General features: G+C 71.2%; 10 protein-coding genes. 3 read left to right on the forward strand and 7 right to left on the reverse strand.

What is annotated here, in order from left to right; all coding sequences use genetic code 11:
• Window positions 1-97 precede the first annotated feature (97 nt).
• Entirely contained in the window at window positions 98-1,189 is a 1,092-nt protein-coding gene (locus K3888_RS02000) for an NUDIX domain-containing protein (RefSeq protein WP_230928539.1), read from the reverse strand.
• A 164-nt stretch (window positions 1,190-1,353) separates the two neighbouring features.
• On the opposite strand from K3888_RS02000, the gene K3888_RS02005 reads away from it, so the two are divergent.
• Genes K3888_RS02005 through K3888_RS02015 form a run of 3 tightly spaced genes read left to right on the forward strand, consistent with a single transcriptional unit; the run spans window position 1,354 to window position 6,361 of the window.
• Window positions 1,354-2,751, forward strand: coding sequence for a GlnX family signal transduction membrane protein (locus tag K3888_RS02005; protein ID WP_230928540.1), 1,398 nt, complete (start codon window positions 1,354-1,356; stop codon window positions 2,749-2,751).
• Window positions 2,748-3,875, forward strand: coding sequence for a glutamate ABC transporter substrate-binding protein (locus tag K3888_RS02010; RefSeq protein ID WP_230928541.1), 1,128 nt, complete (start codon window positions 2,748-2,750; stop codon window positions 3,873-3,875). Before K3888_RS02005 ends, K3888_RS02010 begins: the two co-directional genes overlap by 4 nt.
• On the forward strand, window positions 3,872-6,361 hold the full coding sequence (locus K3888_RS02015) for a serine/threonine protein kinase (protein ID WP_230928542.1): 2,490 nt from the start codon (window positions 3,872-3,874) through the stop codon (window positions 6,359-6,361). Before K3888_RS02010 ends, K3888_RS02015 begins: the two co-directional genes overlap by 4 nt.
• Before the next feature lie 97 nt (window positions 6,362-6,458).
• Here K3888_RS02015 and K3888_RS02020 read toward each other — a convergent pair whose 3' ends face one another.
• The 6 genes from K3888_RS02020 to egtB all read right to left on the reverse strand — a co-directional run bounded on the left by K3888_RS02020 (window position 6,459) and on the right by egtB (window position 14,915).
• On the reverse strand, window positions 6,459-7,682 hold the full coding sequence (locus K3888_RS02020; RefSeq protein ID WP_230928543.1) for an acetate/propionate family kinase: 1,224 nt from the start codon (window positions 7,680-7,682) through the stop codon (window positions 6,459-6,461).
• Window positions 7,679-10,003: a phosphate acetyltransferase gene (gene pta / locus K3888_RS02025; RefSeq protein WP_230928674.1), complete on the reverse strand. Its 2,325-nt coding sequence runs from the start codon at window positions 10,001-10,003 to the stop codon at window positions 7,679-7,681. Before pta ends, K3888_RS02020 begins: the two co-directional genes overlap by 4 nt.
• A 134-nt stretch (window positions 10,004-10,137) precedes the next feature.
• Window positions 10,138-11,532: a DUF222 domain-containing protein gene (locus tag K3888_RS02030; protein WP_230928544.1), complete on the reverse strand. Its 1,395-nt coding sequence runs from the start codon at window positions 11,530-11,532 to the stop codon at window positions 10,138-10,140.
• Window positions 11,533-11,591: 59 nt separating this feature from the next.
• Window positions 11,592-12,218 (reverse strand): hypothetical protein, encoded by a 627-nt coding sequence (locus K3888_RS02035; RefSeq protein ID WP_230928545.1) that lies wholly within the window; start codon window positions 12,216-12,218, stop codon window positions 11,592-11,594.
• A gap of 352 nt (window positions 12,219-12,570) precedes the next feature.
• Window positions 12,571-13,533: an L-histidine N(alpha)-methyltransferase gene (gene egtD / locus K3888_RS02040; RefSeq protein ID WP_230928546.1), complete on the reverse strand. Its 963-nt coding sequence runs from the start codon at window positions 13,531-13,533 to the stop codon at window positions 12,571-12,573.
• Between the two features lie 26 nt (window positions 13,534-13,559).
• The gene (gene egtB / locus K3888_RS02045; RefSeq protein ID WP_230928547.1) at window positions 13,560-14,915 is read right to left on the reverse strand and encodes an ergothioneine biosynthesis protein EgtB; all 1,356 of its coding nucleotides are present in this window, start codon (window positions 14,913-14,915) and stop codon (window positions 13,560-13,562) included.
• Window positions 14,916-15,029 lie beyond the last annotated feature (114 nt).

Genomic DNA, 15,029 nt, shown 5'->3' on the forward strand with positions numbered 1-15,029 from the left:
CGGGCAGGTGAGCGGCGCGGATAGGCGGCGCGCGACGAGCGTGGACGGTCAGCGCGGAACGAGTGCGGGCGAGCGGGCGCGACTGAGCGGGCGCGGGTCAGCCGAGCAGGGCGCGGGGCCCGACGACGACAACGTCTTCCGGCAACCGGGCCCGCAGTCCCCGATCGGCCGTCACGACCACCACTCGTCGGGGCCCGCCATCCAGCTCGGTGGCCAGGTCGACGATCGAGTCGTCGCCCTCGCCGGCGGCGCGGTGCACGACGAACGGCCCGGAGTGCTCGGCCGCACGGGCGGCGCCCTCGATCACGGCGTGCGCGCGGGCCACCCAGCCGAAACGGACCGGATCGTCGGCGTCCGCCGGCAGTTCGAGGGTGCGGGGCATCCCGGCCCCCAGTTCGTCGAGGAGTGTGGCGGTGGCGCCGGCCCGGTCCTTCCACCAGCCGTTCGGCCGCGAGCCCAGCACGTTGGCCACGTCCACGACCAGTTCGACCGGCTCGGTGCGCAAACCGTCCGCCCACGCGGCTGCGAACGCGGGCATCAGCGGCATCTCCGAGACCAGCGTCTCGGGCACCCACCGCAACTCGAGGCTCTCGTTGTTCGGCACCGTCTCCAGCGCGCTGGGCGCATCCGCCACGACGGTCGTGTACGTCCACTCCACCCGGTCCTCGGAGATCTGCACGAGCGGTGGAATCCGTGGACCGCCCCGCGCGGGGGTATCGGGCTGCCCGGAGGGGGCCTGCGCCGCGGCCCCGGACGTGAGCGGGGTGCCGGTGGTGGCGTTGTCGTCGTCGGACTCGGGGTGGTTCTGATCCGGGCGCAGGCGGCTCAACATCCGCGCCACGTGCCGCATGTCCAGCCCCGGGCGGTGCCAGACCGTGCCCGGCATCCGGGAGGTCACCCGCTCTGCGCGGACCACCACGTCGGCGGGGCGGATCTCCGCCTCCTCCTCGGTCTCGCGCAGCGCGGCCACGGCCGCGTCCTCGTGCGAATCCCGCGCGCCGCCCGGCAGCGCCCACGTGTCGCCCGACGCCGTCCACACCGCGCGGTGCTGCAGCAACACCAACGGGATGTCGGGGTCGGTGGGGTCGGCGGCGCGCAGCAACAACCCGGCCGCGCCGAAGCGCCCCCACCGGCGGTCGCCCGCGTCGGACACCACCCAGCCGTTGCCGTCTCCCTCTTGCACGACCACCGGCCGACCACCTTCCTGCGCGCTGCCCGCCCCACGGTTCGGGCGCGACCTTGCCTACTCGCCGACCAGTCTGCCCGACGAGGCGCCGCCACTTCACTAACCTGGGACACACTCCCGTCGGATCCGCGTCCCGGCGGGCCGGGACCGGGGAGGTGAACCACGCGATGAGCGCCCCCACCCTGCCCCGAGCCAAGTACCCCGCCGGCACCGGTTCCGGCGCGGAAGCGGAGTCCTCCACGCTCGTCCAGCCCCGCCGCCACGTGCGCCGGCGCGCGGCCCGGATGTGGTCGGACGTGCTCACCACGCCGGGGCGGATGTCGGTGTTCGCGGTGCTGGCGATCATCGCGGTGCTGGCCGGCGGGATCGTCGCGTCCGGCACCATCACGCAGCGGCAGAGCCACCACGAGACGCTGCTCGCGGAGGTCGAGCCGGTCGCCAACGCCTCCCAGACCCTGTACAGCTCGCTGACGATCGCCGACTCCGCGGCCAACACGGCGTTCATCACCGGCGGGATCGAGCCGGCCGAACTGCGCGACCGCTACCTGCAGGCCATCGCCTCCTCGTCGGCCGCGATCATCGCCGCCTCCCAGGGCCTCGACCGCACCGACTCCGAATCCATCGACCAACTCGCCAACATCAACGCGCAGCTGGCCACCTACACCGGGCTCGTGGAGACCGCGCGCACCAACAACCGCGTCGCCAATCCGGTCGGCTCGGCGTACCTGGCGTCGGCTTCATCGCTGATGCAGGACACGATCCTGCCCGCCGCCGCCGACCTGTACGACCGGCAGTCCACGTCGGTGGGTGAGTCGGACCGGGAGTGGTCGTCGCCGCCGTGGGGGTCGTTCTTCCTGCTGGGGCTGGCGATCACCGTGCTGGTGGTGCTGCAGCAGTGGCTGTGGCGGCTCACCGGGCGGCGGATCAACCCGGCGCTGGCGCTCGCGTCGCTGCTCATGGTGGCGACGATGCTGCTGACGATGATCGCCGGGTTCCTCGCCGCGAACGACAACGCGCGCGGGCTGTCCGAGGGGGCGGCGCCGATGAACGAGCTGACCCGGCAGCGGATCAACGCGCAGAAGGTGCGCGCGCAGGAGACGCTCAACCTGGTGCGGCGCACCGATCCGGAGGGCTCGGCCGCCGAACGCGCCGCCACGCTGGGCGGGGTGCGGGACACGCTCACGGTCTACCTGGGCGACGACGAGCCCGGCGGCGGCGCCGACATCAGCCTCGACGAGAACGGGGCGGTCACCGCTGCGATCGAGTTCCTCGACCAGTGGATGGCCGCCCAGAACCGGGCCGACTCGCTGTACCAGCAGGGCGACTACCAGGGCGCGATCAGCATCTCGTCCGGTCAGGAGGCCGGCGACTCGGGTGCGGCGTTCGACGAGTTCGACCAGTCGATGCAAGAGGCCATCGAGGAGGCGCGGGAGACGCTGCGCACCCGGATCGACAAGGCCCGCCGCACGTCGTCGGCCGGGCCGGACCTCATCATGGCGCTGTCCACGCTCGCCGCGTTCGCGGTCGTGGTGGGGGTCGCGCCCCGGATCAGGGAGTACCTGTGAGTCGGCGGGGTGTGATGCGGGGCGGTACGGCGCGGATTGGCGCGGTGCGGGGTGGCGCCGTGGTGGGCGGCGCGACGCGGGGCCGCGCCCTCCGGAGGCTGGTCGGGGGCGCGCTGGTGGCGGCCCTGGCGGTGACGAGCGCCTGTGGTGTCGACGACGACGAGGGCGGCCTCCCCGACGCCCCCGCGGACTCGACGTCGGTCGACTCGGCCGACGCGGGGATCCCCGAGGTCGACGCGGTGATGCCGTTGCCCGCGGGGGCCGTGATCAGCACCGGCATCCCGGGTGAGCTGCCGGCGGAGGACGACTCCTGCAATCCCCTCGCCAGCCTGCGGCCCGACGACGCCGACCCGGAGGAACGCGTCCCCAAGATCGTCGAGCGCGGGCGGCTCATCGTGGGCCTGGACCAGGGATCCAACCTGTTCTCCTTCCGCGACCCCGCCACCGGCGAGCTGACCGGCTTCGACGTGGACCTGGCGCGCGAGATCGCCGACGACATCTTCGGCAATCCCGACCAGGTGGAGTTCCGGTCGCTGACGTCGGCGAACCGCATCGAGGCGCTCGAGGACAACCAGGTCGATCTGGTCATCCGGTCGATGTCCATCACGTGCGAGCGGCGAGAGCAGGTCACCTTCTCCGCCCCCTACTACCAGGCCTATCAGCGGGTGCTGGCGGTGCGCGGGTCCGGGATCGAAGACCTGGAGGACCTCGAGGGCAAGCGAGTCTGCGTGGCCTCCGGGACCACGTCCGCCGCGCGGCTGTGGGCGGAGCTGGACCGGATCACGGTGCTGTCGGTCAACACGTGGGCGGACTGCCTGGTGGCGATCCAACAGAACCAGGTCGACGCCATCACCACCGACGACGCGATCCTCGTGGGGATCACCGCCCAGGACCCGTACCTGGAGATCGTGGGCCCGCAGCTCGCGGCAGAACCGTACGGGGTGGGGATCGCCAAGTCGACGCCGAGCAACAACACCGACGGGCTGGTCCGGCAGGTCAATTCGACACTCGCACGGATCCGCGCCGACGGCACGTGGAACCGCATATACTCGACGTGGCTCTCCGGCCTGGGCTCGAGCCCCGGCATGCCGGCGCCGACATACCTCCCGGAGCCGCAGCAATGAGCTACCGCAAGTGGGATGAGGGGCCCGAGGGCGACGAGCCCACCGCCGGCACGCAGGCCACGATGCACACGGAGGCGGTCACCGTGACCGGCCCCGTCGAGGCCACCGGGGACACGGCGGCGACCGGGGGCGCCGGGGGCGCCGGGGCGTCGGGCGGGATGCCGTCCACCGGGGGGATGGAACACACCGGCGCGATGGAGGGGACCGGGTGGATGCCGTCCACCGGAGGGATGGAGCATACCGGCGCGATGCCCTCGACCGGCACCGTGGACGTCACGGGCGCGGTCTCCATGACCGGCTTCCTCGAGGACACCGACCCCGGCCGCGCGCACGAGGACGACGACCCCGAACCCCTCACCGAAGCCGTGCCCAACCCGGCGCCGTCGAACCGCACGACCGACACCAGCCCAGGCGAGCGGGCGAGCACCGGCCCCTTCCGACTGCGCCACCCCGACAAGCCCGAGGACAAGCCCAGTCTGGCCGCCGAGGGTCTGGTCGACCTGCCGTACATCATCCCGGTGGACCCCACCTCGGCCATGCTCACGCCCGACGAGATCGAAGCCGAATGCGCTGCCTCGAACGGTCGTCTCCCCCGCCCCGAGCTGCGCTACGGCGACCTGGTGGCCGACCAGTACGAAGTCCGCGGCGCGCTCGCACACGGCGGGATGGGCTGGATCTACCTCGCGGTCGACCACAACGTCTCCGACCGGTGGGTCGTCCTCAAGGGCCTGCTCCACGCCGACCAGGCCGAGGCGCAGGAGGTGGCCGTCGCGGAGCGGGAGATCCTCGCCGAGCTGTCCCACCCGTCGATCGTGCGAATCTACAACTTCATCCACGACGACTGGGCCACCTCGCCTTCCCACGGCGGCTACATCGTCATGGAGTACGTCGGCGGCCCCAGCCTGCGGGATGTCCGGCGGTCCGCGCCCGGGCGGGTGCTGCCGGTCGAGAAGGCCATCGCGTACGTGCTCGAGGTCCTCCAGGCCCTGTCGTACCTGCACTCGGTGGGGCTGGTCTACAACGACCTCAAGCCCGAGAACATCATGCTCACCGAGGATCACGTGAAGCTGATCGACATGGGCGCCGTCTCCGGCGTCGGCGACTACGGGCACATCTACGGCACCCCCGGCTTCCAGGCGCCCGAGATCCCCGAGACCGGGCCCACGATCGCCTCCGACCTCTACACCGTCGGCCGCACCCTGGCGTCGCTGATCGTGCGACTGCCCGTGGTGGACGGCCGGTACGCGCACGGCATCCCCTCCCCCGTGGAAGAGCCCGTCTTCAGCCGGTACGACTCCCTGTACCGGTTCCTGCTGCGCTCCACCAACGACGACCCCACCATGCGGTTCCGCAGTGCGACCGGCATGGCCGGGCAGCTCATGGGCGTGCTGCGCGAGGTGCTGGCGCTGCGTACCGGGATCCCGCACCCCGCGTTCTCGCAGGTGTTCTCGCCCCAGCGGTCGACGTTCGGCACTCTGTTCACCGTCGAGCCGACCGACTTCCTCGTCGACGGCCACGCCCGCGACACCACCCTCACCGGGGCCGAGCTCGTCGACGCGCTGCCCGTGCCGCTCATGGAATCCACCGACCCCGCGAGCCGGATCCTCGCCGCCACCTCGTACACCTCCGTCGAGCAGCGGATCGACACACTGCTCGAGCTGTACTCAGCCGAGGACTCGGAGGCGAGGGAGAGCGTCGGCGTCATCATGTCCCTCACCCGCGCCTACCTCGACAGCGGGGACTTCGCGGCCGCCGAGGCGTTGCTGGAATCGAACGCGGACCGCTTGGCGTCGGAATGGCGGCTGATCTGGTACGTCGGGGTGATCGACCTCCTCAAGGGCAACCCGGTGGGGGCCTACCCGAAGTTCCAACAGGTGCTGACCGCCATGCCGGGCGAGAACGGCCCCAAGCTCGCGCTGGCCGCGACCGCCGAGCTGATCCTCGACGTGTGCCCCGAGAGCGACCGCAACCGCTGGGCCCGCTCCAGCGAGCACTTCTACCGCACCGTGTGGTCGGTGGACCGCTCGGTGATCAGCTCCGCATTCGGTCTGGCCCGGCAGCTGCAGCGACGCGGAGAGGTCGCGGCCGCCATCGCCGAACTCGACCGGGTCTCGCCCAGCTCCCGCTATTCCTCACTGGCCAGCCTGACCTCGATCCTGTTGCTGTGCCAGGGACGGCCGCTCGAGGAGACCGAGGAATCGCACCTGCGTGAAGCCGCCCGGCGGGTCAACTCGCTGCCCGCAGGCGAGCACCGCGCCTTCCAGATCCGGCTCACCGTGCTCACCACAGCCCTGGACTGGACCAAACTGCCGGGTAACGAGCCCTCGCCCTCGCCGCTCATGCGGGGGGTGCCTTTCACCGACTTCGGGCTGCGCAGCGGCGCCGAGACCGTGCTGCGTACACTCGCCAGATCCACCGAGACCCGCCAGCAGCGGTTCCGGCTGGTGGATCAGGCCAACAGCATCCGGCCGCGGACCCTGTTCTAGTCGCTCGCGGACTGCCTAGGCGCGGCCGCCGTTTGCGAGCCTCGGTCGTCGGCGTGACAGGCCCAGCAGAGAGGCCGCAAGGGGTCAGGGCCGCGGGTCAGGCGTCGGGGCCGAGGCCGAGGCCGAGGACGTAGTCGCAGGCGCGGGCGATCGCGAGCTCCTCGTCAGTGGGAACGACGAGTACCTTCACGCGGCTGTCCCGAGCCGAGATGAGGCGTTCGCCAGAACCGTTCTCGTTGGCCTCCGCGTCGACCTGCACCCCCCAGTCCTTCATCGTGGACAGAGCATCCGCGCGAAGCCGGGCGACGTTCTCGCCGACGCCGGCCGTGAACGTGATCGCGTCGACGTGACCGAGCACCGCCCAGTAACCGCCGATATAGCGGCGCAGGCGATGGATCACCACGTCGTAGGCGAGGACGGCGTCGTCGTCGTTGTCGTCGACACGGGAGAGCAGCTCACGGAAATCACGCGCGCCCGACAGGCCCTCCAACCCGGACCGGCGGTTGAGCAGGGTCGAGACATCGCCCGGCGACATCCCGCGGTCCCGGATCAGATGGATGATCAGTCCCGGGTCCAGGTCGCCGGGACGGGTTCCCATGACCAGCCCCTCCAGCGGCGTCAGGCCCATGGAGGTGTCGACGGCGCGGCCGGCGGCGATCGCCGACGCCGAGGCGCCGTTACCGAGGTGGAGGACGATCTGGTTGAGCTCGTCGTAGGGACGGTCGAGGACGGCGGCCGTCCGACGGGAGACGAACTCGTGACTGGTGCCGTGGAAGCCGTATCGGCGCAGGTCCCAGCGGCGGGAGGTCTCGCGATCGATCGCGTACGTGTGGGCGGCGGCCGGCAGGGTGTGGAAGAAGCCGGTGTCGAACACCGCCACGTGCGGCAGGCCCGGGAGCAACTCGCGGGCGACGCGGATGCCTCGCAGGTTGGCCGGATTGTGGAGCGGGGCGAGGAGCTCGAGCTTCTCGATGTCCGCCTCGACCTCGGGCGTCACGAGGACCGGCTGGTGGAACTCCGGCCCACCGTGGACCACGCGATGGCCGATCGCCTCGACGCCCAGGTCCGTGGGGTGGACGTGCAACTCCCCGGCGAGCTCGAGGACGCGGCCGAGGGCGGCGGTGTGGTCCGCAAATGCCTCATCGGCGGTGCGCTCGTCGGCCAACTCCCCGGTCATGGCCGTGCGACGAACCGTGAGGGAGCCGGTCGGCTCACCGATCCGCTCGACCAGGGCCCACGCGAGCTCTTCTTCGCCGGCGGTGTCGAGGATCTGCAGCTTGAGCGAGGACGATCCGGAGTTGATGACGAGCACGCGGGTCATGAGCGGCTTCCGTTCTTGTCGGCGGGGCCGGAGGCGGTGTCACCGGAGGAGGCGGGGGCCTCGGCGACGCCCTGGGCCTGGACTGCCGTGATGGCGACCGTGTTGACGATGTCCTCGACCAGCGCGCCGCGGGACAGGTCGTTGATCGGCTTGCGCAGGCCCTGCAGGACCGGGCCGATCGCCACCGCGCCCGCCGTACGCTGTACGGCCTTGTACGTGTTGTTACCGGTGTTGAGGTCCGGGAAGACCAGAACCGTGGCGCGGCCCGCAACCGGGGAATCCGGCATCTTCTTCTTGGCGACTGTCGGGTCGATGGCCGCGTCGAACTGCAACGGACCGTCCACGAGGAGGTCAGCCGCCGAGGCGGACGAGTCTGCCGCCGCGGCGATCGCGGCAGCGGCGGGGTCGGAACTGGAGTCCGAGTCTGTGGCGGGCTCGGAGCCGGAGTTCGGGTCGGTGGCGGGCTCGGTGTCGGTCGCGGAGTCGCCGTCGGCCGCGGCCTCCGCGATACGCGAGCGCACGATGGCGGTGGCGTCACGGACCTTGTCCACGTCCGCACCACTGCCGGAATCACCGGTGGAGTACGAGAGCAGCGCGACCCGGGGATCGATGCCGAACCGGGAGGCCGTCTCCGCCGACGACAGCGCGATATCGGCGAGCTGCTCGGCCGTCGGATCGGGCACGACCGCGCAGTCGCCGAAGGCCAGCACGTGATCCGACAGGCACATCAGGAACACGCTCGACACGGTCTTGACGCCCGGGCGGGTGCGGATGATCTCCAGCGCCGGACGGATGGTGTGCGCGGTGGTGTGGGCGGCGCCCGAGACCATGCCGTCGGCGAGTCCGGTGTGGACCATCATCGTGGCGAAGTAGGAGATGTCGAGAATGCGGTCGCGGGCCACGTCCATCGTCATGCCCTTGTGCTTGCGCAGCTCCGCGTACTCGACCGCGAACTTCTCGGCGTGCTCGCTCGTGCGCGGGTCGAGGAGCTGCGCCCCCGAGAGGTTGATGCCCAACTCGTCGGCGCGGCGTCGGATGGCGTCGACATCTCCGAGGATCGTCAGATCGGCCACGTCACGACGGAGCAGGCGACCGGCCGCGTGGAGGATGCGGTCGTCGTCGCCCTCGGGAAGAACGATGTGACGACGATCGGCACGCGCACGCTCGAGGAGCTGGTGCTCGAACATCTGCGGCGTCATCACGTCGGGGGTGTCGACGCGCAGGCGGGCGAGCAACTCCTCGGTGTCGACGTGCTTCTCCATCAGACTCAGCGCCGTCTCGACCTTGCGGCCCGAGCCGGAGTAGACGCGGCCCTGGGTGTCCGCGGCGAGGCGCGCGGTGTCGTAGGTGCCGTGCTCCGTGCAGACGATGGGCAGCGTCGACCGCATGCCGTGGACCAGCCGATCCATGGCCTCGCTCGGCCGGAGCCCGCCGTTCCAGATCATCCCCGCCAGCGCGGGGAAACCCTCGGCCGCGTGCGCGCCCATGATCGCAAGCACCGCATCCGTGCGGTCGGCCGGGACGATCACCACCATGCCGTCGACGAGACGCTCGAGAATCCGGTCGCCGGTCATTCCTCCGACCATCACCGCCATGACCTCGCGGTCCAGCAGCGCGGGATCGCCCGAGTACAGCGAACCGCCCACCGCCTCCATGAGCTCACCCATCGTGGGCGCCGTGAGGAAGGGCAGGTTCGGAAGAGTCCAGGCGGGCACGTCGAGGGAATCGAGCTCGGATTGGATCGCCTCGAGGTCGTCCACATCGCAACGATTGGCGACCACACCGATCGGGTGGGCGTGGTCGACGCGGAGCTGATCGAGCGTGAGGCGGGCGTTGGTGGCGATCTCCTCCGGCTCGCGACCCGAAGCGCGGAGGACCAGCAGGACGGGGGCGCCGAGATTCACCGCGAGTGTCGCGTTGAAATCGAACTCGGCGGGACTGGGCACTCCCGTGTAGTCGGTTCCGAGGATCACCACGACGTCACATTCGCGGGCCACCACCTGATATCGGTCGACGATCTCGGTGAGCGCCGCGTCGCGGTCCTCGTGAACGCGGGCGTTGGTGACGCCGATGCAGTCCTCGTAGTCGAGATCAACGGTGGTGTGCTGGAGCAGCATCTCGAGAATCCTGTCCCGGGTCGGCTCCTCACCGTTGGCGCGGGGCGCGACGGTGACCGGGCGGAAGACGCCGACGCGCTGCACGGTGCCGGCGAGGATGCGCAGCAGCCCCAGCGCGACGGTGGACTTACCGGTGTCACCCTCGGGAGCGGCGACGAACACCGCCGACGACGAGAGCGGCGCCGCGCTCGACTGGGCGGGAATCGAGAGTGCCGCGGCGTCCTGGTCGGGCGCGTCGGCGTCGGTCGATGCGGTCGGGCGGGAATCGGACTTGCTGGATTCGGGCACGAGGGCATTGTGTCAGCGCTCGCGAACTCGCACACCTTGTACCGCTCGGACTACCACACAAGCACACCCGACGAACGGGGAATCGCCAGGTGTGAGGGTGCGGGAAATGTCCAGTCGCCAAGACACGGGCCAGCGCTCCGCAGGCGGCCGACGCGGAGACACGGATCAGGCGGCGGTGAGTCGATCGGTGCCGGGCGGCAGCCAGGTACAGCGGCCGGGACTGTCCGGGTTCGCGATGGTTTTCCAACTGGACGGACCGTCGCCGACGAACCCGTGGTGGACATGGCACCCGAGTGCGCCGTTGGCGACTGTGGTCGGCCCGCCTCTGGACCATTCGAGCACGTGGTGGAACTGACTTCGTCTCGCCGGGACCGTGCAACCCGGGAAGGTGCACCCTCCGTGTGCGGCGTAGAGGACCAGCCTCTGGATGGCCGAGGCCAGCCTGCGCCCGGGGTGGGCGTCCACGTCGATGCGGTGTAGCTCCTCGCGGCCGTCACGCAGCACGGAGACGAACCATGGCATGCCGCCGGCCATCGAGACGGCCTGACGCACGCTGAGCTGGGTGCCTGCGTCGGTGCGGACGAGCGCATGGGGTCCTCGAGCTGCTCTGGCGTCAGCCGGATCACGATGGTCGCGATGCCTTTGGGCCGGGCCGGGTCGACGGTCGAGCCCAGGGCCCACTGATGCACCAGCGCGTCGTGGGCACGCTGCTCGGGAGCCCGTTCGTCCGAGCCCGGCTCACAGCCCACCGCCCCGCCGGGCCCGCCGAAGTCGCACAGCGCCCGCTCCACCAGGGCCCGGCCCCGCGGTGTGAGGGTCATGGTCAGCATGCTGGTGCCGTCCGGCCGCACCGCACCGAGTCGCGCCGAGCGTTGACGCTCCTGGTGCTTCTCGCGGTCCTTCCCTCGGTCGGGGCACAGCTCCGCGAGCCGGCGGGCGACCTCGGCCCGTAGATCAGCGGGCGCAGCGGTGCGCGCGAACTGCGTGAGCTCCTCGGCGAGCCTGGTCTTGGCGGCGCCGCCCATTTTCCCGGGCAGCCCGGCGACCGCCTTGGCGATGATCCGCTCGTGCTCGCACGAGATCACTCCGCGTGCCGCAGCCCGCCCGGCCGGGGTGGCCTGCCGACCTCCGGCCTCGATCCGGCCGTGCACCGTCCCGCGGGCGAGCCCCAACTTCGCGGCGAGCAGCGCGGCCACTCCGCCCGGGCTGCGCCCCTTCTGCTGGTGCAACCCGGCCAGCTCGGCCGTGGCCCGCGACCCCGCCGACTCGAGCCGCCTGGCCACGATCTCGGTCCGCGTCACCGCATCCGCCAACTGGCCGGCGTCGTAGCCCGCCCAGTCCACGGCACACAGCGTCTCGATGGAGGCCTCCAGAAACGCGAGCACGTCATCCAGCGGGGCCATGACGGCGCCCCGCCCGTTGGTGTCCCGCACTCCCTGCGTCATGCCCCACAACCTAGAACACACGTACGACACGAACTCATCGCCAGTGCAATCAATGCAGGTCAGATGATGAAGTCGGTGTCGTCGTCGCCCTGGTCTTCACGTCCTCCCACGCCCAGCTCCTCCCGCCGACGCCGCACGTCCACGAGCATCGCCGAGGCCCGCTCCGTCGCCAGGTTCCGCTCCACCTCGGCGAACCGCGGCATCCGCGCGTCGACCGCCGCGCGGTCCCCCCGCCCCAGGTCCCGCGTGATCTGCTGATAGAGCATCTCAAACTCGGCGAAATCGCTGACCCGCTCGGTCGCGAGCCGGCCGATGTGCGCATGTTCGCGCCCCTGGTCGCCGGCCGTCTCCACGATGCGGCGGACGGCGCTCAGCGCGATGCGGGCGCGGGCGGCGTCCGGCTCATCGCGATCGGTCGACGGACCGAGCGCGGCGGATAGCGCCTCGACGCAGTCGGCGACGGCCGCCAGGTCCTCGAGGAACGAGTCCAGCACATCCCGCCCTGTCAGGAGCGCAGGGGCATACAGCGCCGCCTTGCGCCGGTCGGTGGCCCTGCTGATCCTCTGAGCGATGGCCAGGACGTCCTGCACGACGTCCTCGATCACCTCCTCGAGGTTCTGGGCCTCAGCGAGAAGCTCGCGCGCCAGCCCGGGCGCCTCGCCCGGACCGGGATGACCGTAGATCATGTGCAGGCTGTGCCCGGCGGGGGCACGGCCGCGGCCATCAGGCCGGCCGGAGCGCTCGGCACGATCAGAGCGATCTGGGCTACCGGGGCGATCCGGCTCGCCGGGATCAGGTTGGTCCGGTGACGTCATGGAGTACCCCCTTCGACGACCGTCGCGGCAGGTGGCACGACGGGGCCGGCGACACAGCGCCGACAGCGGTGCGGGCGCCGAGGTGTCGACGCCGAGCATGACATGCCGGAACCGCCTGAGGTCACAGCGATCCGAACGCCCACAACCTACGCCGCGGGTACGACACCACCCCGCCGACGCGAGACAGATCCCTGTTCAGGAGGGGTGTGCGCGAAGCCGGCCCCTAGTCGACGACGACCACGCCCACCCCGAAGTCGCCCGCAGGATCGGTCCAGACACCCGGGCGACCGAACCCGTGCCCGACGAGTTCCTCCACCAGACCGTTCGCCCCGAACTTACGCGCGATCTCGGTACGGATGCCCTCCCCGGCCGCCAGAGTCCGCGCGAGCCCGAGACCGGGGAACTCGACCCGCACGTCGCGGGCGGCCCGCAGCCACATCTCGATCCGGCTCTCGCGCTCGTTCCACACGGCCTCGTGGCGGAAGTCCCGGGGATCGAGCCCCTCGCAGGGCACGGTCGCGGCGATCACGTCGAGCATGTTGAGGTTGAACTCGGCGGTGAGGCCGTCGGCGTCGTCGTACGCGTCGACCAACCTCTCACGCTTCTTGACCAGGTCGAAGCCCACGGCGAACCGGTCGCCCGGATCCATGATGCCGCGCAGCATGGCGAAGAATGCGGCGCGCTGAGCCTCGGTGAAGTTGCCGACGGTCCCGCCGAGGAACAGCACCAGCCTTCCGCCCGGCTCCCCCGGCAACGGCCCGTCGAGCGCGAGGAAGTCCCCGGCCACCGGCTCGATCCGCAGACCCGGATAGTCGGCGGCGAGCGACCGCGCCGAGTCCTCGAGCATCTCCGTGCTGATGTCCACGGGGACGTATGTCGCCCCGCCCTCCCGGCCGGCCAGCACGTCCAGCAGCACGCGCGTCTTCTCGCACGTGCCGGCCCCCAGCTCGACGAGTGTGGTGGTGTCGTCGACGATCTCGGCTGCCCGCGCGCGCAGGATCTCCGCCTCCGCCCGCGTGGGGTAGTACTCGTCCAGCCGGGTGATCCGGTCGAAGAGCACGCTGCCCTTCTCGTCGTAGAACCAGCGCGGCGGCACGGTCGGCGGGTCGTCGAAGAACCCCGCGAGCAGGTCGGCCTCCAGGGCCGCGGTGTCCGCGGGGTCGGCGACGGGCTTCGTCGTCGTCATCCTCGTGGTCTCCTCCCGCGCCCGCGTCACCGCGCGAGCCTCAGGCCGGCCGCCGCCCAGCGTGATGCGGCCGGGAAGAAGTTGCGGTAGGTGTGACGCGTGTGACCGGCCGGGGTCAGTGCACTGCCGCCGCGTAGGACGTGCTGGTCGGACATGAACTTGCCGTTGTACTCGCCGGCCGCGCCTTCCTCGGTGACGAAACCGGGATACGGCAGGTAGGCGCTGGACGTCCACTCCCACACACCGCCGATCGTGCGCTCGGTCACGGGTCGCGGGTGGCAGCGCGCCGGGTCGAGCTCGTCGCGCACCTCCCAGCCGACGGTGGCGGTCTCCCATTCGAACTCGGTGGGCAGCCGCGCCCCGGCCCAGCGCGCGTAGGCGTCTGCCTCGTAGAAGGACACGTGGAGCACGGGCTCGGCGTCGACGACCGGCCGCCGCCCGTTGAGGGTGAAGGTGGTCCACTCGGCGTCGACCTGGCCGGCGGCTCCGGGTGGCCGGTCCGACCCGTCCTCGGCCTCGCGCCGCCAGTAGCCGGGCGCGTCCCAGTCCTCGGCCTGCACGGTGGCCCAGCCGTCGGAGAGCCACAGTTCGGGGCGGGAGTAGCCGCCGTCGGCCATGAACTGCTTCCACTCGCCGACGGTGACCTGTCTGGTGGCCACCTCGCCGCCGGGGATCCACACGCGATGGCGGGGCCGCTCGTTGTCGTAGGAGAAACTGCCGGGAGCGGCGCCGCTGGTGGGATGGGTGCCGCCGGTGGGATGGGTGTCGCCGTGGGTGGTGCCGGCGCCCTCGGCGCCGATCTGGGCGACGCCCTCGACGACGACGAGCCAGTCCGTCTCCCCCGGCGTCGCGGCCGCGGGGTCGACGTCCCGGGCCACGTACACGGGATCTGTCGGGTTGTGGGAGAACAGGTGCTTGATATCCATGAGCAGCAGCTCCTGGTGCTGCTGCTCGTGGTGGCACCCCAGTTCGAGCAGTTCGAGCCCGCGCTCGTCGATACGGCCGGCCTCGAGCGCGCTGACCACGGCTTCGTCGATGCGCGCCCGGAAGTCGCCGATCTCGGCCACCGACGGGCGGGTAATGAGTCCGCGCTCGGGCCGGGGCTGCCGAGGGCCGACGGCCTCGTAGTACGAGTTGAACAGGAACCGGAAGATCGGTTCGGGCGACTCGTAGCCGGGCACGCGGCCGAGCACGAACTCCTCGAAGAACCAGGTGGTGTGGGCGCGGTGCCAGGCGGCGGGGCTGGCCGCGGTCATGGATTGCGGGACCTGGTCTTCCGCGCTCAGCCGCGAGGCGAGCAGGTCGGTCAGGCCTCGGACCTGCAGGAATCTGTCGGCGGCGCTCTGGGTACGCGGCGCGGTGGTCACTGATCCGACGGTCATGTGCTCCCCTGTGCGTTGTGGACGGCGGGTGGGCTCGTGCGTTGGGGCCACCGTAACCACACGGCGGCGGGTGTCACACCGCTAACGGATCCAACCCGGCGCGAGCCCGCCACG

It is taken from the genome of Dietzia aurantiaca, assembly GCF_021033825.1.
Taxonomy (GTDB): domain Bacteria; phylum Actinomycetota; class Actinomycetes; order Mycobacteriales; family Mycobacteriaceae; genus Dietzia; species Dietzia aurantiaca.

Bases quoted from the DNA above. Each gene is read 5' to 3' on its own strand.
- egtD (WP_230928546.1), bottom strand. From the start codon at position 13,533: ATGACGACGACGAAGCCCGTCGCCGACCCCGCGGACACCGCGGCCCTG.
- K3888_RS02015 (WP_230928542.1), top strand. From the start codon at position 3,872: ATGAGCTACCGCAAGTGGGATGAGGGGCCCGAGGGCGACGAGCCCACC.
- egtB (WP_230928547.1), bottom strand. From the start codon at position 14,915: ATGACCGTCGGATCAGTGACCACCGCGCCGCGTACCCAGAGCGCCGCC.
- K3888_RS02020 (WP_230928543.1), bottom strand. From the start codon at position 7,682: ATGACCCGCGTGCTCGTCATCAACTCCGGATCGTCCTCGCTCAAGCTG.
- K3888_RS02035 (WP_230928545.1), bottom strand. From the start codon at position 12,218: ATGATCTACGGTCATCCCGGTCCGGGCGAGGCGCCCGGGCTGGCGCGC.
- K3888_RS02005 (WP_230928540.1), top strand. From the start codon at position 1,354: ATGAGCGCCCCCACCCTGCCCCGAGCCAAGTACCCCGCCGGCACCGGT.
- K3888_RS02030 (WP_230928544.1), bottom strand. From the start codon at position 11,532: ATGACGCAGGGAGTGCGGGACACCAACGGGCGGGGCGCCGTCATGGCC.